The sequence below is a fragment of the Gordonia neofelifaecis NRRL B-59395 genome (assembly GCF_000192435.1).
In the GTDB taxonomy this organism is placed as follows: domain Bacteria; phylum Actinomycetota; class Actinomycetes; order Mycobacteriales; family Mycobacteriaceae; genus Gordonia; species Gordonia neofelifaecis.
Genome location: NZ_AEUD01000009.1, coordinates 100,265 through 113,654, shown reverse-complemented (window position 1 = coordinate 113,654; position 13,390 = coordinate 100,265). Strand labels below are relative to the sequence as shown.

General features: G+C 69.5%; 11 protein-coding genes and 1 pseudogene. 7 read left to right on the top strand and 5 right to left on the bottom strand.

What is annotated here, in order from left to right; translation table 11 throughout:
- Positions 1-142: 142 nt before the first annotated feature.
- From SCNU_RS20195 to SCNU_RS11635, 4 genes and pseudogenes are all read right to left on the bottom strand, one after another.
- Positions 143-525: pseudogene (locus SCNU_RS20195) on the bottom strand (MFS transporter); the annotation flags it as partial.
- Complete coding sequence (locus SCNU_RS11645) at positions 522-1,448, bottom strand: cyclase family protein (RefSeq protein WP_009679573.1); 927 nt, start codon at positions 1,446-1,448, stop codon at positions 522-524. The gene SCNU_RS11645 and the pseudogene SCNU_RS20195, both read right to left, overlap by 4 nt.
- 40 nt (positions 1,449-1,488) lie before the next feature.
- A complete protein-coding gene (locus tag SCNU_RS11640; RefSeq protein ID WP_009679572.1) occupies positions 1,489-3,012 on the bottom strand; it encodes an MFS transporter in 1,524 nt (507 codons plus the stop codon).
- A 119-nt stretch (positions 3,013-3,131) separates the two neighbouring features.
- A complete protein-coding gene (locus tag SCNU_RS11635; protein WP_202945098.1) occupies positions 3,132-4,643 on the bottom strand; it encodes a class I adenylate-forming enzyme family protein in 1,512 nt (503 codons plus the stop codon).
- Positions 4,644-4,916: 273 nt separating this feature from the next.
- Here SCNU_RS11635 and SCNU_RS11630 point away from each other — a divergent pair, with 273 nt between their 5' ends.
- The 5 genes from SCNU_RS11630 to SCNU_RS11610 are packed head-to-tail and all read left to right on the top strand — an operon-like array spanning position 4,917 to position 9,908.
- On the top strand, positions 4,917-6,062 hold the full coding sequence (locus SCNU_RS11630) for an acyl-CoA dehydrogenase family protein (protein WP_009679570.1): 1,146 nt from the start codon (positions 4,917-4,919) through the stop codon (positions 6,060-6,062).
- A 7-nt stretch (positions 6,063-6,069) separates the two neighbouring features.
- Complete coding sequence (locus SCNU_RS11625) at positions 6,070-7,005, top strand: acyl-CoA dehydrogenase family protein (RefSeq protein ID WP_009679569.1); 936 nt, start codon at positions 6,070-6,072, stop codon at positions 7,003-7,005.
- Positions 7,002-7,955: an acyl-CoA dehydrogenase family protein gene (locus tag SCNU_RS11620; protein WP_009679568.1), complete on the top strand. Its 954-nt coding sequence runs from the start codon at positions 7,002-7,004 to the stop codon at positions 7,953-7,955. Before SCNU_RS11625 ends, SCNU_RS11620 begins: the two co-directional genes overlap by 4 nt.
- The gene (locus SCNU_RS11615) at positions 7,952-8,782 is read left to right on the top strand and encodes an enoyl-CoA hydratase/isomerase family protein (protein ID WP_009679567.1); all 831 of its coding nucleotides are present in this window, start codon (positions 7,952-7,954) and stop codon (positions 8,780-8,782) included. Before SCNU_RS11620 ends, SCNU_RS11615 begins: the two co-directional genes overlap by 4 nt.
- Position 8,783: 1 nt before the next feature.
- Positions 8,784-9,908 (top strand): acyl-CoA dehydrogenase family protein, encoded by a 1,125-nt coding sequence (locus SCNU_RS11610; protein WP_009679566.1) that lies wholly within the window; start codon positions 8,784-8,786, stop codon positions 9,906-9,908.
- Between the two features lie 20 nt (positions 9,909-9,928).
- Here the strand turns inward: SCNU_RS11610 and SCNU_RS11605 are convergent, their stop codons facing one another.
- On the bottom strand, positions 9,929-10,678 hold the full coding sequence (locus SCNU_RS11605; protein WP_040518264.1) for a FadR/GntR family transcriptional regulator: 750 nt from the start codon (positions 10,676-10,678) through the stop codon (positions 9,929-9,931).
- A gap of 204 nt (positions 10,679-10,882) precedes the next feature.
- Here SCNU_RS11605 and SCNU_RS11600 point away from each other — a divergent pair, with 204 nt between their 5' ends.
- Both SCNU_RS11600 and SCNU_RS11595 read left to right on the top strand, forming a co-directional pair.
- On the top strand, positions 10,883-11,746 hold the full coding sequence (locus SCNU_RS11600) for a cyclase family protein (protein WP_202945097.1): 864 nt from the start codon (positions 10,883-10,885) through the stop codon (positions 11,744-11,746).
- 16 nt (positions 11,747-11,762) lie between these two features.
- On the top strand, positions 11,763-13,358 hold the full coding sequence (locus SCNU_RS11595) for an AMP-binding protein (protein ID WP_009679563.1): 1,596 nt from the start codon (positions 11,763-11,765) through the stop codon (positions 13,356-13,358).
- The last annotated feature ends 32 nt before the right edge of the window (positions 13,359-13,390 follow it).

The window sequence follows — 13,390 nt, the reverse complement described above, 5'->3', positions numbered from 1 at the left end:
CCGTCGGCCATGCTCATCGCGTCGGTCGGGGTTGCCGGGTGCCGCGGTGGCCGGCGATTCAAGTCTCGGCCCCGGGTCTCGGCCACCTGCCGGATCGAGACGATCGTGACTGCGGCGCCGGCGATGATGATGAGGCTCAGCGGCCGGCTGCGGTCACTAGACTCGTGGCCGCGAGCGGAGCGAATCCGGCGCCGATGGCGGCATAGGTGCGTACGACGCCGATCAAGAAGCTCGCCGCACCCATCATCACCATGGTGATCACGACTATCGACTCGCTGCCCGCCAGGTCGCCGAAGTGGCCGAAGAATCAGTCCGCCCAACGGGCGTGCGACGTAGCCCGCCGCCAAGGTACCGAACGCGGCGATCGTCGACAGGGCGGCGCTCTCCGATGGGAAGAAGGCATCGCCGAAGACGAGTGCCGCCATGGTGCTCCTAGAGCAGGAAGTCGTAGTACTCGATCACGGTGCCGAGCAGGCCCGACAGCGCGACCCGGCGCAGGTGAGCGGAGTCTGCGGCCGCAGTCATCGGATGGCGAGGGGATTGATCGGCGAGCCGACGCCGCGGGTGAACTTGAGGGGCGGACCGGCGTAGAAGAACTCGTACCGGCCGTCGGCGGCGCAGGCGTGCGCGAGCTCCTCGAGGTCGAGCATTTCGGCGAGGGTCATCCCCATGTCGCGGATCAGCACCATGTGCAGTTCCATCAGTGCGTCCGGATTCTCCCCCGGAAACACCTCGATGCCGAAATTGTCCGAGCCGACGACGGCGACGTCGCGGTCGCGGAGCCAGGTAGCGCACTCCAGCGCCAAACCGGGTTCGCTCGAGGTGAATTCGACGGCGTCGTTGTCGGTGACGAACTTCTTCCGCCATCCGGTGCGGATCAGGACGATGTCGCCCGGGCGGACGTCGACCTCTTGGGCGGCGGCCACATCGGTGAGTTCCTCGGCGCCGATCGCGGTGCCGCCCTCGAGCCAGTCGATGCCGCGGAATCGCGCGACGTCGAGCAGTACGCCGCGACCGGCGATTCCCTTGGCCTGCGTGTCGATGCCGCACCGGCTCGCGCCTTTGACGGTCAGACCCGAATCGGGGTGGCCGTTGTAGAGGAAGCCGTCGTAGTGGACGTGGGCCAGCGAGTCGTACTGCGACGCCGCTTGCAGGGGCATGAAGACGTAATCGTCGGCGTACTTGAAGCCGCCCGGAAACAGCTGCTCCTGTCCGGTGTCGGACATCAGCCGCACCGGATTGATGCGGTAGCCGCCGGGCTGGGGGCCGTTCTCATCGAGGGGGATGCCGAGATCGAAGACCTCGCCGGTCCGGATCAGCGGCGCGGCCGCGGCCACTCGCTCCGGGGTGATCAGATTGGTGGTGCCGAGCTCGTCGTCGGGGCCCCAGCGACCCCAGTTGCTGACCTTCTTTCCGAGTTCGCGAATGTCGGGCGTGGAATCGGGCACGGTGATGGCTCCTTTCGATTGGATCTGGTGCGGGTGTCGGTCAGGCGGCGGGCACGGCCGTCGCGGAGGCGCGTGCCTCCTCGTCGTCGGCCGTCAACGAGAGCGGCCGGATCACGCGAGGCAGCGCCATGGCCGCCACGGCGCCGGCCAGGGCGAGGCCCGACGAGAGCCAGAAGACAGCGGTGATCCCGCCGTCGGTGTAGAAGACACCGCCGTCGACCACCGTCGCGACGTGCGAGTTCAGTAGCGCGAAGGCGACGACCGGGACGATCGCCGAGACCAGGCTCTGGGAGACACCGACCAGGCTCGCGGCGGTCGCCTGCAGTTGCGGGGCCACCGCCGCGATCACGAGGTTCGGAATAGCGGCGTAGATCAGACCCTGCCCGAATCCGAAGACCGCGATGAACGCGATGAGCGCGCCGCGGTGGTCGTGCATGCCTGCCGAGGCGAGCGCGGCGGCGGTCTCGATGAACAGGCCCGCCGCCATCAGGTCGCGGGCTCGCAGCCGCGGCACCGTCAGACCCACGACGATGCCGCCGATCAGCGTGCCCGCGCCGAACGGGGCCTGGAACAGCGCGAACCCGGTGGCGTCGACGCCGAATCCGTAACCGAGGCCCAGCGAGGCCGGGGTCATGCACATGATCGGCAGGACCAGCGAGTACACGACGCCGGCTCCGTAGCAGGCGCCGGCGCCCGCCGTGGTCAGCGCGACGGACCGTCGACGGAGGATCCGCAGGTCGATCAATGGCTGGCGGATCACCGTCGCGGACCACAGCCAACAGGCCAGCAGGGCGACCCCGACGACGAGCCACGTGAGAGTCGAGCCCGCGGTCCAGCCCCACGTCGGACCGAAGCTGATCCCGACCAGGACGCAAGCCAGGCCGCCGCCGATCAACGACGCGCCGACCACATCGAGACGGGCCCGGGCCCGGACCGGCGATTCGTCGGTGGTCCAGACCAGTACGACGGCCAGAACGAGCAGGAGGATCACCGCGAACCAGAAGATGCTGCGGAACCCGAAGTCGTCGATGAGCCATCCGGTGAGGAACGGTGCGGCGACCGTGATGACGCCCATGCCGCTGGTCGCGATGCTCACGGCGAGCGGAACGGTCCGCGCCGGGTATACGTCGCGGATCAGCGAGTAGCTGAGGAACAGGCACGGTGTCAGCAGCCCGGTGAGGGCGCGGCCGGCGAGGAGCAGCGCGTACGACCCGGCGAGCGCGGACAGGAGCGAGCCCGAGGCGGCGCCGATCATGCAGGCGAGCAGCAGACGCCGCTTGCCGTACAGGTCGGCCAGGCGCCCGACGAGCGGCGCCGAGACCGCGCCGACGAGGAGGAAAGCGGTCAGCAGCCAGGCACCCTGATCGGTGTGGAAGTGGGTGGCGATGTGCGGCAGCGCGATGGAGATCATCATGTAACTGACGGCGAGCATCTCGAGCGTCAGCACGATCGCGATGAGCGACGCGACCAGGCGCGGCGTCCAGCCGTCGTCGGGAGCAGGCGTGTCGGGCACGGTGTCGGGAGTCGCGACGCCTGCGTCGGGAGTGGGGGAGTCGGTGTCCATGGGATCCGTCCGATCTGGGTGGTCGAGGGCATGCGGACATGGCGGCCGAAGCGGTCGCCGGTGGAGTGGGAAGCGAAGGGGTCGAGTGTTGCCGTCCCCGTTGGGGCAGCGTCCGGGAGTCAGCCGGTCACGGTGAGCGCGGCGGCACGCACCGCGCGCCGATCGGGTTTGTTGTTGGGAGTCAGCGGAATCGATTCGATCGTGCGCACGGCCTTCGGGATCTTGAAGCCCGCCAGGCGGGCCCGGCAGTGATCGCGGAGCTGCTCCGCCTCGACGATGGCGCCCCCGGCGGGGACCACCGCGGCTTCGACGCGCTCGCCCCAGAACTCGTCGGGCACGCCGTACACGATGACGTCGGCGACGGCCGGATGATCGAGCAGGACGGTCTCCACCTCGCGGGGGAAGACGTTCTCGCCGCCGCTGATGATCATCTCCTTGGACCGGCCGACGATCGAGAGCCACCCGTCCGCGTCCCGGGTCGCGAGGTCGCCGACATGGACACCGTCGCATCGGTAGGTCTCGGCGGTGTCCTCGCGGCGGCCGTAGTAGCCGATCGTCTGCCACGGGCACGACACCACCAGCTCGCCGACCTCTCCGGGTCCGGCCTCCTGGCCGTCCCCGGTCAGCACTCGTACGGTGACGCCGGGGAGCGGCCGGCCGATGCCGGAGACTCGTCCGGCGAGGAGGTCCTCGTGATCGAAGCCGATCACCGAGCCGAACTCAGTGGCACCGAAGCCGGCGCGGATGCGCGCGTTCGGGAAGTCGCGCATGAGGTCGTGGATGAACTCTCCGGTGGACGGCGTGGAACCGTATCTGATCGCCGTGACGCCGCTGCGATCGACTGAGTCGAACTGCGGGTGCGCGCGGAGCGCGGTGAACATGGTCGGCGCGCCCATCAGCCGGGTGGCACCGCGGTCGATCGCCTCGAGTGCCGCGCCCGCGTCGAATCGACGCTGAATCCATACCTCACCGCCGGCGAGGAGCGGTGTGAACAGATTGGTGCCGAGGGTGATGTGGAAGAAGGGTGAGAAGCACAGTTCGACGTCGGTCGGCACCCGGGGATTGCCGTGCGCGCAGGTGTTCAACCACAACCAGAGTGTCCGGTGCGTGTGCACCGCGCCCTTCGGCGCACCGGTGGTCCCACCGGTCGGGAAGATGATCGCCGGATCGTTCTCGCCAGGCGCCGGAAGGTCGACCGGCGCGCGGCGCAGCGGGGCGAGTCGATCTCCAGTCGACGCGTCGGCCTCGGGCAGGTCGATCACCCGGTGTCCGAGCGTGTGGGCGAGATCGGCATGGGCGTGGTCGGTGACTACCGCCGCCGGCTGCAGGTGTTCGAGGTAGGCGACCGCCTCACTCGAGGTCAGTCGGGTGCCGAGGGGCGCGGCGATCATGCCCGCGCGCATCGCACCGAGCAGGGCGACGACATGGGGGATCGACGGTTCCATCGCCGTCACCACCACATCGCCCGGCCGCAGTCCGGTCTCGAGCAGTCCGGCGCCGACGCCGGCCATCGCTTCGGCGAGTTCGGCGTACGTCATCGATCCGTTCTCGTCGCGCATCGCGATGCGGTGGGCTCCGTGACGTTGCGCGCCTGCAGCGGTGAGCCACATCGGCAGTGCGAGGTCCTGCACGGTCGTCTCCTCTCGGGCGGGGTCGGGGCCGCGGGCCGTCGCGACGGTGTCCCACGCCACATGTCGATGAATGAAGAGTGTACTTATATGGTCGGTACTCGGGAAGGGGTTTCGGTTAGGAATGTGGGAGGGCGGCCGCTTCTCGGGGAGTGATATGGGAGTCTACCTGCGTTGATCGACCGATGATCACCCGATCTCCGCAACAGTCTTGATTGGCGACCTCAATTAAGTACACTTTTTATGTTGCCGCAAACGGAGTTAGGAGCACTCAATATGGAGTTCGCGCTGGCGGATGCCGATGCCGCGTTCCAGGACGAACTGATCGGCTTCCTGAACCGGGAGCTGACCGACGGGTGGGATCGCGCGGACGGCACCGGCTTGGGCAGTGCCGTGTACACCGACTTCTCCCGCACCTTCGTGAAGCGACTGGCGAGCAGAGGGCACCTCACGCCTCACTGGCCGAAGGAGTACGGCGGCGGAGGCCGGGGAGCGTGGCAGCACTTCGTGCTCGGTGAGGAACTGTGGAAGCGCGGCGAACCGCGCGGGCCGCAGTACATGAACGTCAACTGGGTCGGACCGGCGATCATCAAGTACGGCACGCCCGAGCAGCGGGCCGAGCTACTGCCGCCCATCGCCAGGGGCGAGGTGCAGTGGTGCCAGGGCTTCTCCGAACCGGAGGCCGGAACCGACCTCGCGTCGCTGCAGACCCGAGCGGTCCGTGACGGTGACGACTACGTGATCACCGGGCAGAAGATCTGGACGTCGTACGCCCACGGTGCCGACTACTGCTTCCTGCTGGCACGTACCGGCACCGCTGCCTCCGGGCGCGACGGGATCTCGGTCTTTCTGCTGCCGATGCGCACGCCGGGGGTGGAGGTGCGCCGGATCGACGGCGTGGTCGGCGACGACTCCTTCAACGAGGTCTTCCTCACCGATGTCAGGGTGCCCGCGACGGCGATGCTCGGCGAGGAGAATCGCGGTTGGAGCATCGTCCGGCGGACTCTGGCCTACGAGCGGGTGGGCGCCCCCCGGTACGCGCGGGCGGCGCTCGTGCTCGACGGTCTGGCGGACTGGGCCGCCGCGCGCGGACTGTTGGCGGACTCCTCGGTCGCCGAGCGATTCGGACACGCGCGGGCACTGTGCGAAGCGGCACGGATTCTGGTCTATCGGGTCATCGACGAACGGGCCAAGGACATGGAGCCCACCCCCCACGCCTACCAGGCCCGCGCCGCGATGGTGCAGGCCGAGCGGGCCGTCGGGGACCTGGCGCTCGACGTCATGGGTCCCGAAGCGCTCGTCGCCGACTCGCTGGGCGACGCGCAGTTCCGCAACTCGCTGGGGGCGGGGATCGCCGCCGGAAGTTACGAGGTGCAGCTCAATCTGATCGCCAGGCTGGTCCTGGAACTGCCGAAGGAGTGACAAAGACATGGATTTCGATCTCTCAGCCACGCAACGGTCGGTGACCGATGCGCTCGACACGCTGCTGATCCGGTACGCGGGCCCGCAGCGCTGCCGCAAGCTCGACGGTGTCGAGGGCTACGATCACGCGCTCGATGCCGAACTCCGGACGGGCGGCTTCTTCGACCTCTTCGACGAGCCCAGCGTCGGTCCGGCCGGGGCCGCACTGGCCGTCGAACGCATCGGTGCACACCTCGGAACGATCTCGGCCGCAGCGCACCTGCTGGTCCTGCCCGCGCTGGGCCTGGAAGCCGTGGACGGTGCGGTGGCGCTGATGCGTACCGCAGACGCCTCGCCGATACGGTTCGGCGGCGAGGCCGCGGCCGTGCTGGTGGCGGGCGACGACCACGCGGTGCTGCATCCCGCGCTGCCCTCCGGCGCCGCGCCGTCCGCCTACGGCTTCGCGCTCGGCCGGATCGACGCCGACGCCGCCGCCGCGGGCGGTGTCGCGCAGGCAGCGGGAAGCGCAGCCACGATGACCGACTGGTGGCGGGTGGGACTGGCGGCGGAAGCGGTCGGGATGATGCAGAGCGCCGTCGACATCGCGGTGCGGTACGCGAAGGACCGCACCGCGTTCCGCCGGCCGATCGGTTCGTTCCAGGCACTGGCTCATCGGCTCGCCGAACTGTCGGTTCTGGTGACCGGGGCGCGGTGGCTCACGTACGAAGCGGCGTTCCTCGGTGCGCCCACCGAAGCGGCCGCGGCGGCCGCGGCGCACGCGGCCGGTGCGATCGGCCGGGTGACCCGCGAGACGCACCAGCTCATGGGAGCAATCGGGCTCACCCGCGAGCACGACCTGCACCTGTACACGCTGCGCCTTCAGTCGCTCCGTACGGAACTGGACGGCGTGGCGGGGCATCGGCGCGCGCTGACCGCCGCCCGCTGGGGCGGGGATCGGCGATGAACCGTCCCTCGGTCCTGCACGAGGACCACCGGGCGCTCGCGGAGGCGGTGCGGGGCTACTGCCGCGCGAACTGCACCGAGGAGATCCAGCGGACTCCGGTCACCGCCTTCCCGAACGAGTTCTGGATCGGTCTGGCCGGTGACCTGGGTGTGTTCGCGATGGCCGTACCCGGCGAGGACCCGGCGGCGGGCGGCATCGTCGCCGCCTGCTTGGAGCTCGGCGCCGTCGCTGCGCCCGGACCGGTTGCGGCGACGTTCTTCGCCGCACACGCGCTGCCGACCGCCGAGGCGGCCGACGTGATCGACGGCCGCGCGATCGTCGCGGTCGGCACGCCGCCCCTGGTGCCGTGGGCCGCGGTGGCCGACGTCTTCATCGACCGCTGCGGCGACGACGCCTGGACCGCCCGGCCGGCCGGCGCCGTCGAACCGGTCGAGACCCTCGGCGGCGAGCCGTGGGCGCGGGTGAGGCTGGCCCGTGAACGGCCGCTGGCGCGGTCTGCGGCGGCCGGCCGGCTCGCCGATCTCGCGACCGCCGGCTACCTGGTGGGCGCGGGCGAACGCATGCTGGACACCGCGGTGGAGCATGCGCGCACCCGCGAGCAGTTCGGGAGGCCGATCGGATCGTTTCAGGCGGTGGCGCACCCACTCGCCGATGCGAGCACCGGGCTGGAGTCCGCCCGGCGGCTCACGGTGGTCGCGGCCAATGCGCTCGATGCGAAGCATCCAGACGGCGCGGGCCTGGCGGCCGGCGCCCGACTGTCGGCGTCCCGCGCCGCGCTGAGCGCAGCCTTCACCGCCCATCAGGCGATGGGTGCGATCGGTTACACGATCGAGGGGCCACTGGCCCACCTCACCCGTCGCATCCGGCAGCTCTCGCTCGGGGCCGCGAACAGCGCCGACCTTCAACATCACGTCACCACCATCTTCAGCAGAGAGGCCAGCACACGATGACCGGAACCGACGCAGCAGGGGACCAGACGGCGCCGGAGGTGCTGTTCGAGAAGCGCGACCACATCGCCTACATCACCTTGAACCGCCCCCACAAGGGGAACTCCCTCACCGGCGCGATGATGCCGATGATGAAGGACGTCTGGGGCGAGGTGCGCGATGATCCGGACATCCGCGCGGCTATCGTCACCGGCGCGGGTGAGAAGCACTTCTGCACCGGCGCGGACGTCGACGCCGTCGCCTTGCGGGGCGGTATGAGCACCGGAACCGGGCCGCTGACCGACGAGGTGTACTGGTCACCGCACCAGAACCGGGTGTGGAAACCCGTCATCAGCGCCGTGAACGGATTGGTCGCGGGAGCCGGACTGCACTTCGTGGTCGACGCGGACATCGTCGTCGCCGCCGATCACGCCGCCTTCATGGACACCCACGTGAACGTCGGATTGGTCGGCGCGATGGAGAACATCGGCTTGGCCAAGCGGCTCCCGCTCGGCACCGCGCTGCGGATGACCCTGATGGGACGTGACTACCGGCTGCCCGCCGAACGGGCGTATCAGCTCGGTCTGGTGGACGAGCTCGTCGCGCCGGGTGAGTTGATGGAGACCGCCGAGCAGATCGCCCGCAGCATCGCCGCGAACTCGCCCGCCGCGGTCTCGCTGTCGAAGCAGGCCGTCTGGAACTCGCTGGAGGCGGGCTACTCGCAGGCGTGCGAGTACGGCTGGTCCCTGCTTCGGATGCACTGGGCGCACCCGGACTCGAAGGAGGGGCCGCGCGCCTTCAGTGAGCGCCGTGAACCGCAGTGGACCACCGTGGCACGTCCGGAGAAGTGAGATGGACTTCGGATTCTCCGCCGAGGCACAGGACTTCCGCCGGGAGGTCCTGGCCTTTCTCGACGACTACCGCGGCTCGGACGGCTACTTCCATCGGGGCGTCGACGCGTGGCGGACGCTGAAGGAGGTCTATCGGGAGCTGGGGGCGCGGGGCTGGCTGTCGCTGTCGTGGCCGACGGAGTTCGGCGGCGCGGGGCTGCCGCCGGTGTACGAGTTCATCCTGTGGGACGAGATGGCCTACGCCCGGGTGGCGCGCCCGCCGATGGGTTCCGGTCTGGTGGCGAAGGCGCTCATGGCACACGGCTCCCCGGACCAGATCGAGCGATTCCTCCCTGCCCTGCGGGCGGGGACCCGCAACTTCTGTCTCGGCTACTCCGAGCCGGAGGCCGGGTCGGATCTCGGCGGGGTCCGGACCCGTGCCGTCGTGCAGGACGACCGGTACCGGATCGACGGAGCCAAGTGCTGGACGTCGAACGCCCACTGGGCCGACGACGTCTGGCTGCTGGCACGGACCGGGGAGCTCAGCGACCGGTCCAGGGGGCTCAGCGTGTTCATCGTTCCGCTCGACACCCCCGGCGTTACCGTCTCACCCATCCCGACATTCGACGGCGGCCGCCTCAACGAGGTGCGTTTCGACGGTGTCGAAGTGCCCGCCGCGAACCGCGTCGGTGCGGAGAACCGTGGCTGGGAGGTGGTGAGCTCAGCGCTCGCCGTGGAACGCCACGTACAGTTTCCGCCCAAGCGCGTCCGACGCGATCTCGAGGATCTGATCGCCTGGGTGCACGCCGTGGGGCTCGACGAGCAGCCCTCAGTGCGGCAGCGATTGGCAGAACTGGGATCGAAGGTACTGGAGGTGCAGGCGCTGTCGCTGGCGCTGCTCGACGAGATCGACGCCGGGGAGCCGTCGGCGGTCGCAGCGGCCTACCACAAGCTGGCCGGGACTCTGGCCTGCCAGGACATCGGCCGGGCCGCCATGGAGTTCGGTTCGCCCGAGGCGCTGGTGTCCGGCACCGACGTCGAATTCCTCTGGCGTCAGGCAATTCTGGAGACCATCGGCGGCGGCACCTCCGAGGTGATGCGCGGACTGATCGCGCGCCGGGCACTCGGTCTGGAGGCGGCGGGATGACCCCATGCCCGGCGGGCCGATCAGTCGGCGCGAACGTCGTCGGTGAGGAGGTCCGCGATGGCCTGCAGGTGCCTGCGCATCCGATGCTGGGCCAGTGGGGCGTCGCCGGCCACGATCGCCGCCACGATCGCCTCGTGCGCGGCGTGCGATGCCTCGGCGAGCGCGGCGCGGTCGGTCGGATCATCGCGCGAGATCCAGCCCTGCTGGACCATGTCCTCGTCGAGCTGGGCGAGCACTTCGATGAACAGGCTGATCGCGGGGTTGCCGGTCATGTCCGCGATCACGCTGTGGACGTTGCGGGCGTGGCCGGTCGTGACACCCTGCTCCACCAGCTCGGCCTCGACGCGGAGGGCTTCGGTGAGTTGCGCGATTCCGTCCTCGGTGAGCTGCTCGGTCGCGGTGACCACGCCGGCCAGTTCGAGGGCGGCGCGCGCGTCGAACAACTGCTGCCGGGTGACGTCGGCCCGTCGCAGGTACACACGCGCCGCCTGCCGCACGGCGCCCGGATCGGGTTCGGTGACGACGAGCCCGCCGCCGGGGCCCCGACGCATCCGCGCCATCTGATGGTGCTCGACCAGCCGGACGGCCTCGCGGAACACTGCGCGGCTGACACCGTAACGTTCGATCAGCTGAGCCTCGGAGCCCAGGATCGAACCGGTATCCCAGCCCTGCGCCAGGATGTCCTGCTCGATCCGGTCGGCGACCGTCTCCGCCATCCGCTGTTTGCCGCGCGTCGTAGTTCCGGCACCGGCATGTTCTTCACCCGCCATTCCGGAGAGCATAGTGCATGGCAACCGTTTCAGTGTACTCAATGGAGGCGACGGCATGCCGGAATTGAGACGTCTTATTTCCGAGTATCGAAGTCGTCGAGCGAGTGACGCGCCGGATTCGCGACAGGCGGGAGTTAGTTAAGTGTACTTAATTTGGGACAACGATCGGGCGATGCCGCTCGGTGGACGGAGAGGATGCCGACCATGACCGCGAACTCGGGGCCGACCGACTTGCTGAGGTGTCTGCAGCTGGCAGAAGCAGGGCGCATGTACGACCTGTCGTCCGGCTGGTGGCGACACATGCCGAACTTCGACGGATACCCGCGGTTCGAGGTGGTGACGTACAACTCGCCGGCCGGCGAGCGCGTCGAGGGGCGATTCCCCTTCGACGGCTCGCCCAACGACGTCGAGTTCGGGTACGTCTCCGAGCTGATCTCCGGAAGCCTGCACACCGGCACACACATCGACGCGCTCAGCCACGTCACCGGCGGGACTCGGGACGAGTGGAACGGCGGAACCTCGGCATCCGATGCGGTCGGTGATCACGGGCCGCTGCGAGCCGATGCGGCGGAGCTGCCGCCGATCATCGGCCGCGGCGTGCTGCTCGACATCCCCGGTTTCCTCGGGCTGGATGTGCTCCCGCCGGGCTTCGCTATCGGTGCGGAGCATCTGGCCGGAGCCGCGGATGCAGCAGGTGTGACCGTGGGGGCGGGCGACATCGTCCTGGTCCGCACCGGCCAGATGCGGTACTGGCCGGACGTCGACCGGATCGCGCGCGAGTGCGCCGGTAGCGGAGTGGACCTGGACGGTGCGCGGTGGCTGTCGGCGCGGGGCGTCGCACATACGGGTGCGGACACGATGTCGTTCGAGGTCCGGCCCTCCCGGGTGCCGGGCAATCCGCTGCCGGCGCACCTGCACCTGTTGAAGGAATGCGGCATCCACATCCTCGAATGGGTGAACTGCGAAGAGCTGGCGTCGGACTCGGTATCGACGTTCCTGTTCGTCGCACTGCCGTTGACGATCCGCGGCGGGACCGGGTCGCCGATCCGGCCGATCGCCGTCGTCTGAGGAAGGGAATCGATCGATGCGACAGACGAACCGGCAGGCGGGCGAGCCGCAGGCCAACGACGTCCCACTGAGTCCGCTCAGCTTCCTGCTCCGCATGGCGGAGATCAAGGGGGACGACGAGGCACTCGTCACCGACTCCGGTCGGGTGCTCACCTGGGCCGATCTCCTGGACCGCGCCGAGCGGCTGGCGGGCGCCCTGCGCGCCGCCGGGGTGCGGGACGGCGAGCGCGTGGCCGTTCTGGCGCCGAACGACGCGCCGCTTCTGGAGGCACACTACGGCGTGCCCGGGGCCGGCGCCGTGCTGGTGGCGCTCAACACCCGACTGTCGCTCGCGGAGTACGCCGATCTGCTGCGGCGATCGGACGTGCGGGTGCTGATCGTCGACGAGGCGCTCGCCGACCGCGTCGAACCGGTGATCGCCGGAATCGACGGACTTCGCTGCGTCGTGACCGTCGCCGACCGGCCCGACGGGTACGAGGCCTGGCTCGCGGCGGCGCAGGCGGTGCCGTTGCGTCTGCCCGACGACGAGCGCGCGCCGCTGGCGATCAATTTCACCTCGGGCACCACCGCCGGGCCCAAGGGTGCTGTCTACACCCATCGCGGCTGCTATCTGAACGCGATGAGTCAGGTGGTGGCGATGAATCTCCGCGCCGACTCCACATACCTGTGGACGCTGCCGATGTTCCATTGCAGCGGATGGTGCTTCACCTGGGCGGTCACCGCCGTGGGTGCTCGGCACGTCGCGCTGCGCAAGGTCGATCCGGATCGAGTGCTGGATCTGATCGGCAGATACGACGTGACGCATCTGTGTGGGGCGCCCGTCGTGCTCAACGGACTGGTCGAGGCGAGCCGGAGGCGAACTGCGGAGCTCGGCGCCGAGGTGACCTTCGCGGTGGGGGGCGCGCCGCCGACTCCCGCGGCCATCGCCGAGATGCGCGAGATCGGCGTCGAGATCGTCCACCTCTACGGCATGACCGAGACGTACGGACCGTCATTGGTGTGCGAACTCCGGCCGGAGTGGGCCGAGCTGGACGCGTCCGCGCTCGCTCGCAAGGTGTCACGGCAGGGCGTCCGCACCCTCAGCGTCGAGTCGGCGCGGGTGGTGACGGGCGACCTGCGAGACGTGCCCGCGGACGGCGAGACCCCCGGGGAGCTGGCTATCCGCTCCAACACGGTGATCTCGCACTATCTCGACGATCTCGAGGCGACGGCGCGGGCGTTCGCGGGAGGCTGGCTGCACACCGGCGACGCGGCCGTTCGTCATCCCGACGGCTACATCGAGATCCGGGACCGGATCAAGGACGTCATCATCAGCGGCGGCGAGAACATCTCGTCGATCGAGGTCGAGAACGCGCTGGCCGACCATCCGGCGGTGCGGGAGTCGGCCGTGGTCGCGCGAGCGCACCCGAAGTGGGGAGAGGTGCCGGTTGCCCACGTCGCGCTGCGGGACGGGGCGGTCGTGTCCGACCACGAGCTGATCGACTGGCTGCGCGATCGCATCGCCCACTTCAAGGTGCCGGCCGCCATCGTCTTCGGAGAACTGCCGAAGACGGCGACCGGGAAGATCCAGAAGTCGGAGCTGCGGGCGATCGACACGAGGCCATCCATCTAGAACACGTTCTACTTCTGGTCTAGTCTGTCCCC

Coding starts and splice junctions, on each gene's coding strand:
- SCNU_RS11625 (WP_009679569.1), top strand. CDS start 6,070: ATGGATTTCGATCTCTCAGCCACGCAACGGTCGGTGACCGATGCGCTC.
- SCNU_RS11615 (WP_009679567.1), top strand. CDS start 7,952: ATGACCGGAACCGACGCAGCAGGGGACCAGACGGCGCCGGAGGTGCTG.
- SCNU_RS11630 (WP_009679570.1), top strand. CDS start 4,917: ATGGAGTTCGCGCTGGCGGATGCCGATGCCGCGTTCCAGGACGAACTG.
- SCNU_RS11610 (WP_009679566.1), top strand. CDS start 8,784: ATGGACTTCGGATTCTCCGCCGAGGCACAGGACTTCCGCCGGGAGGTC.
- SCNU_RS11605 (WP_040518264.1), bottom strand. CDS start 10,678: ATGGCGGGTGAAGAACATGCCGGTGCCGGAACTACGACGCGCGGCAAA.
- SCNU_RS11620 (WP_009679568.1), top strand. CDS start 7,002: ATGAACCGTCCCTCGGTCCTGCACGAGGACCACCGGGCGCTCGCGGAG.
- SCNU_RS11600 (WP_202945097.1), top strand. CDS start 10,883: ATGACCGCGAACTCGGGGCCGACCGACTTGCTGAGGTGTCTGCAGCTG.
- SCNU_RS11640 (WP_009679572.1), bottom strand. CDS start 3,012: ATGGACACCGACTCCCCCACTCCCGACGCAGGCGTCGCGACTCCCGAC.
- SCNU_RS11595 (WP_009679563.1), top strand. CDS start 11,763: ATGCGACAGACGAACCGGCAGGCGGGCGAGCCGCAGGCCAACGACGTC.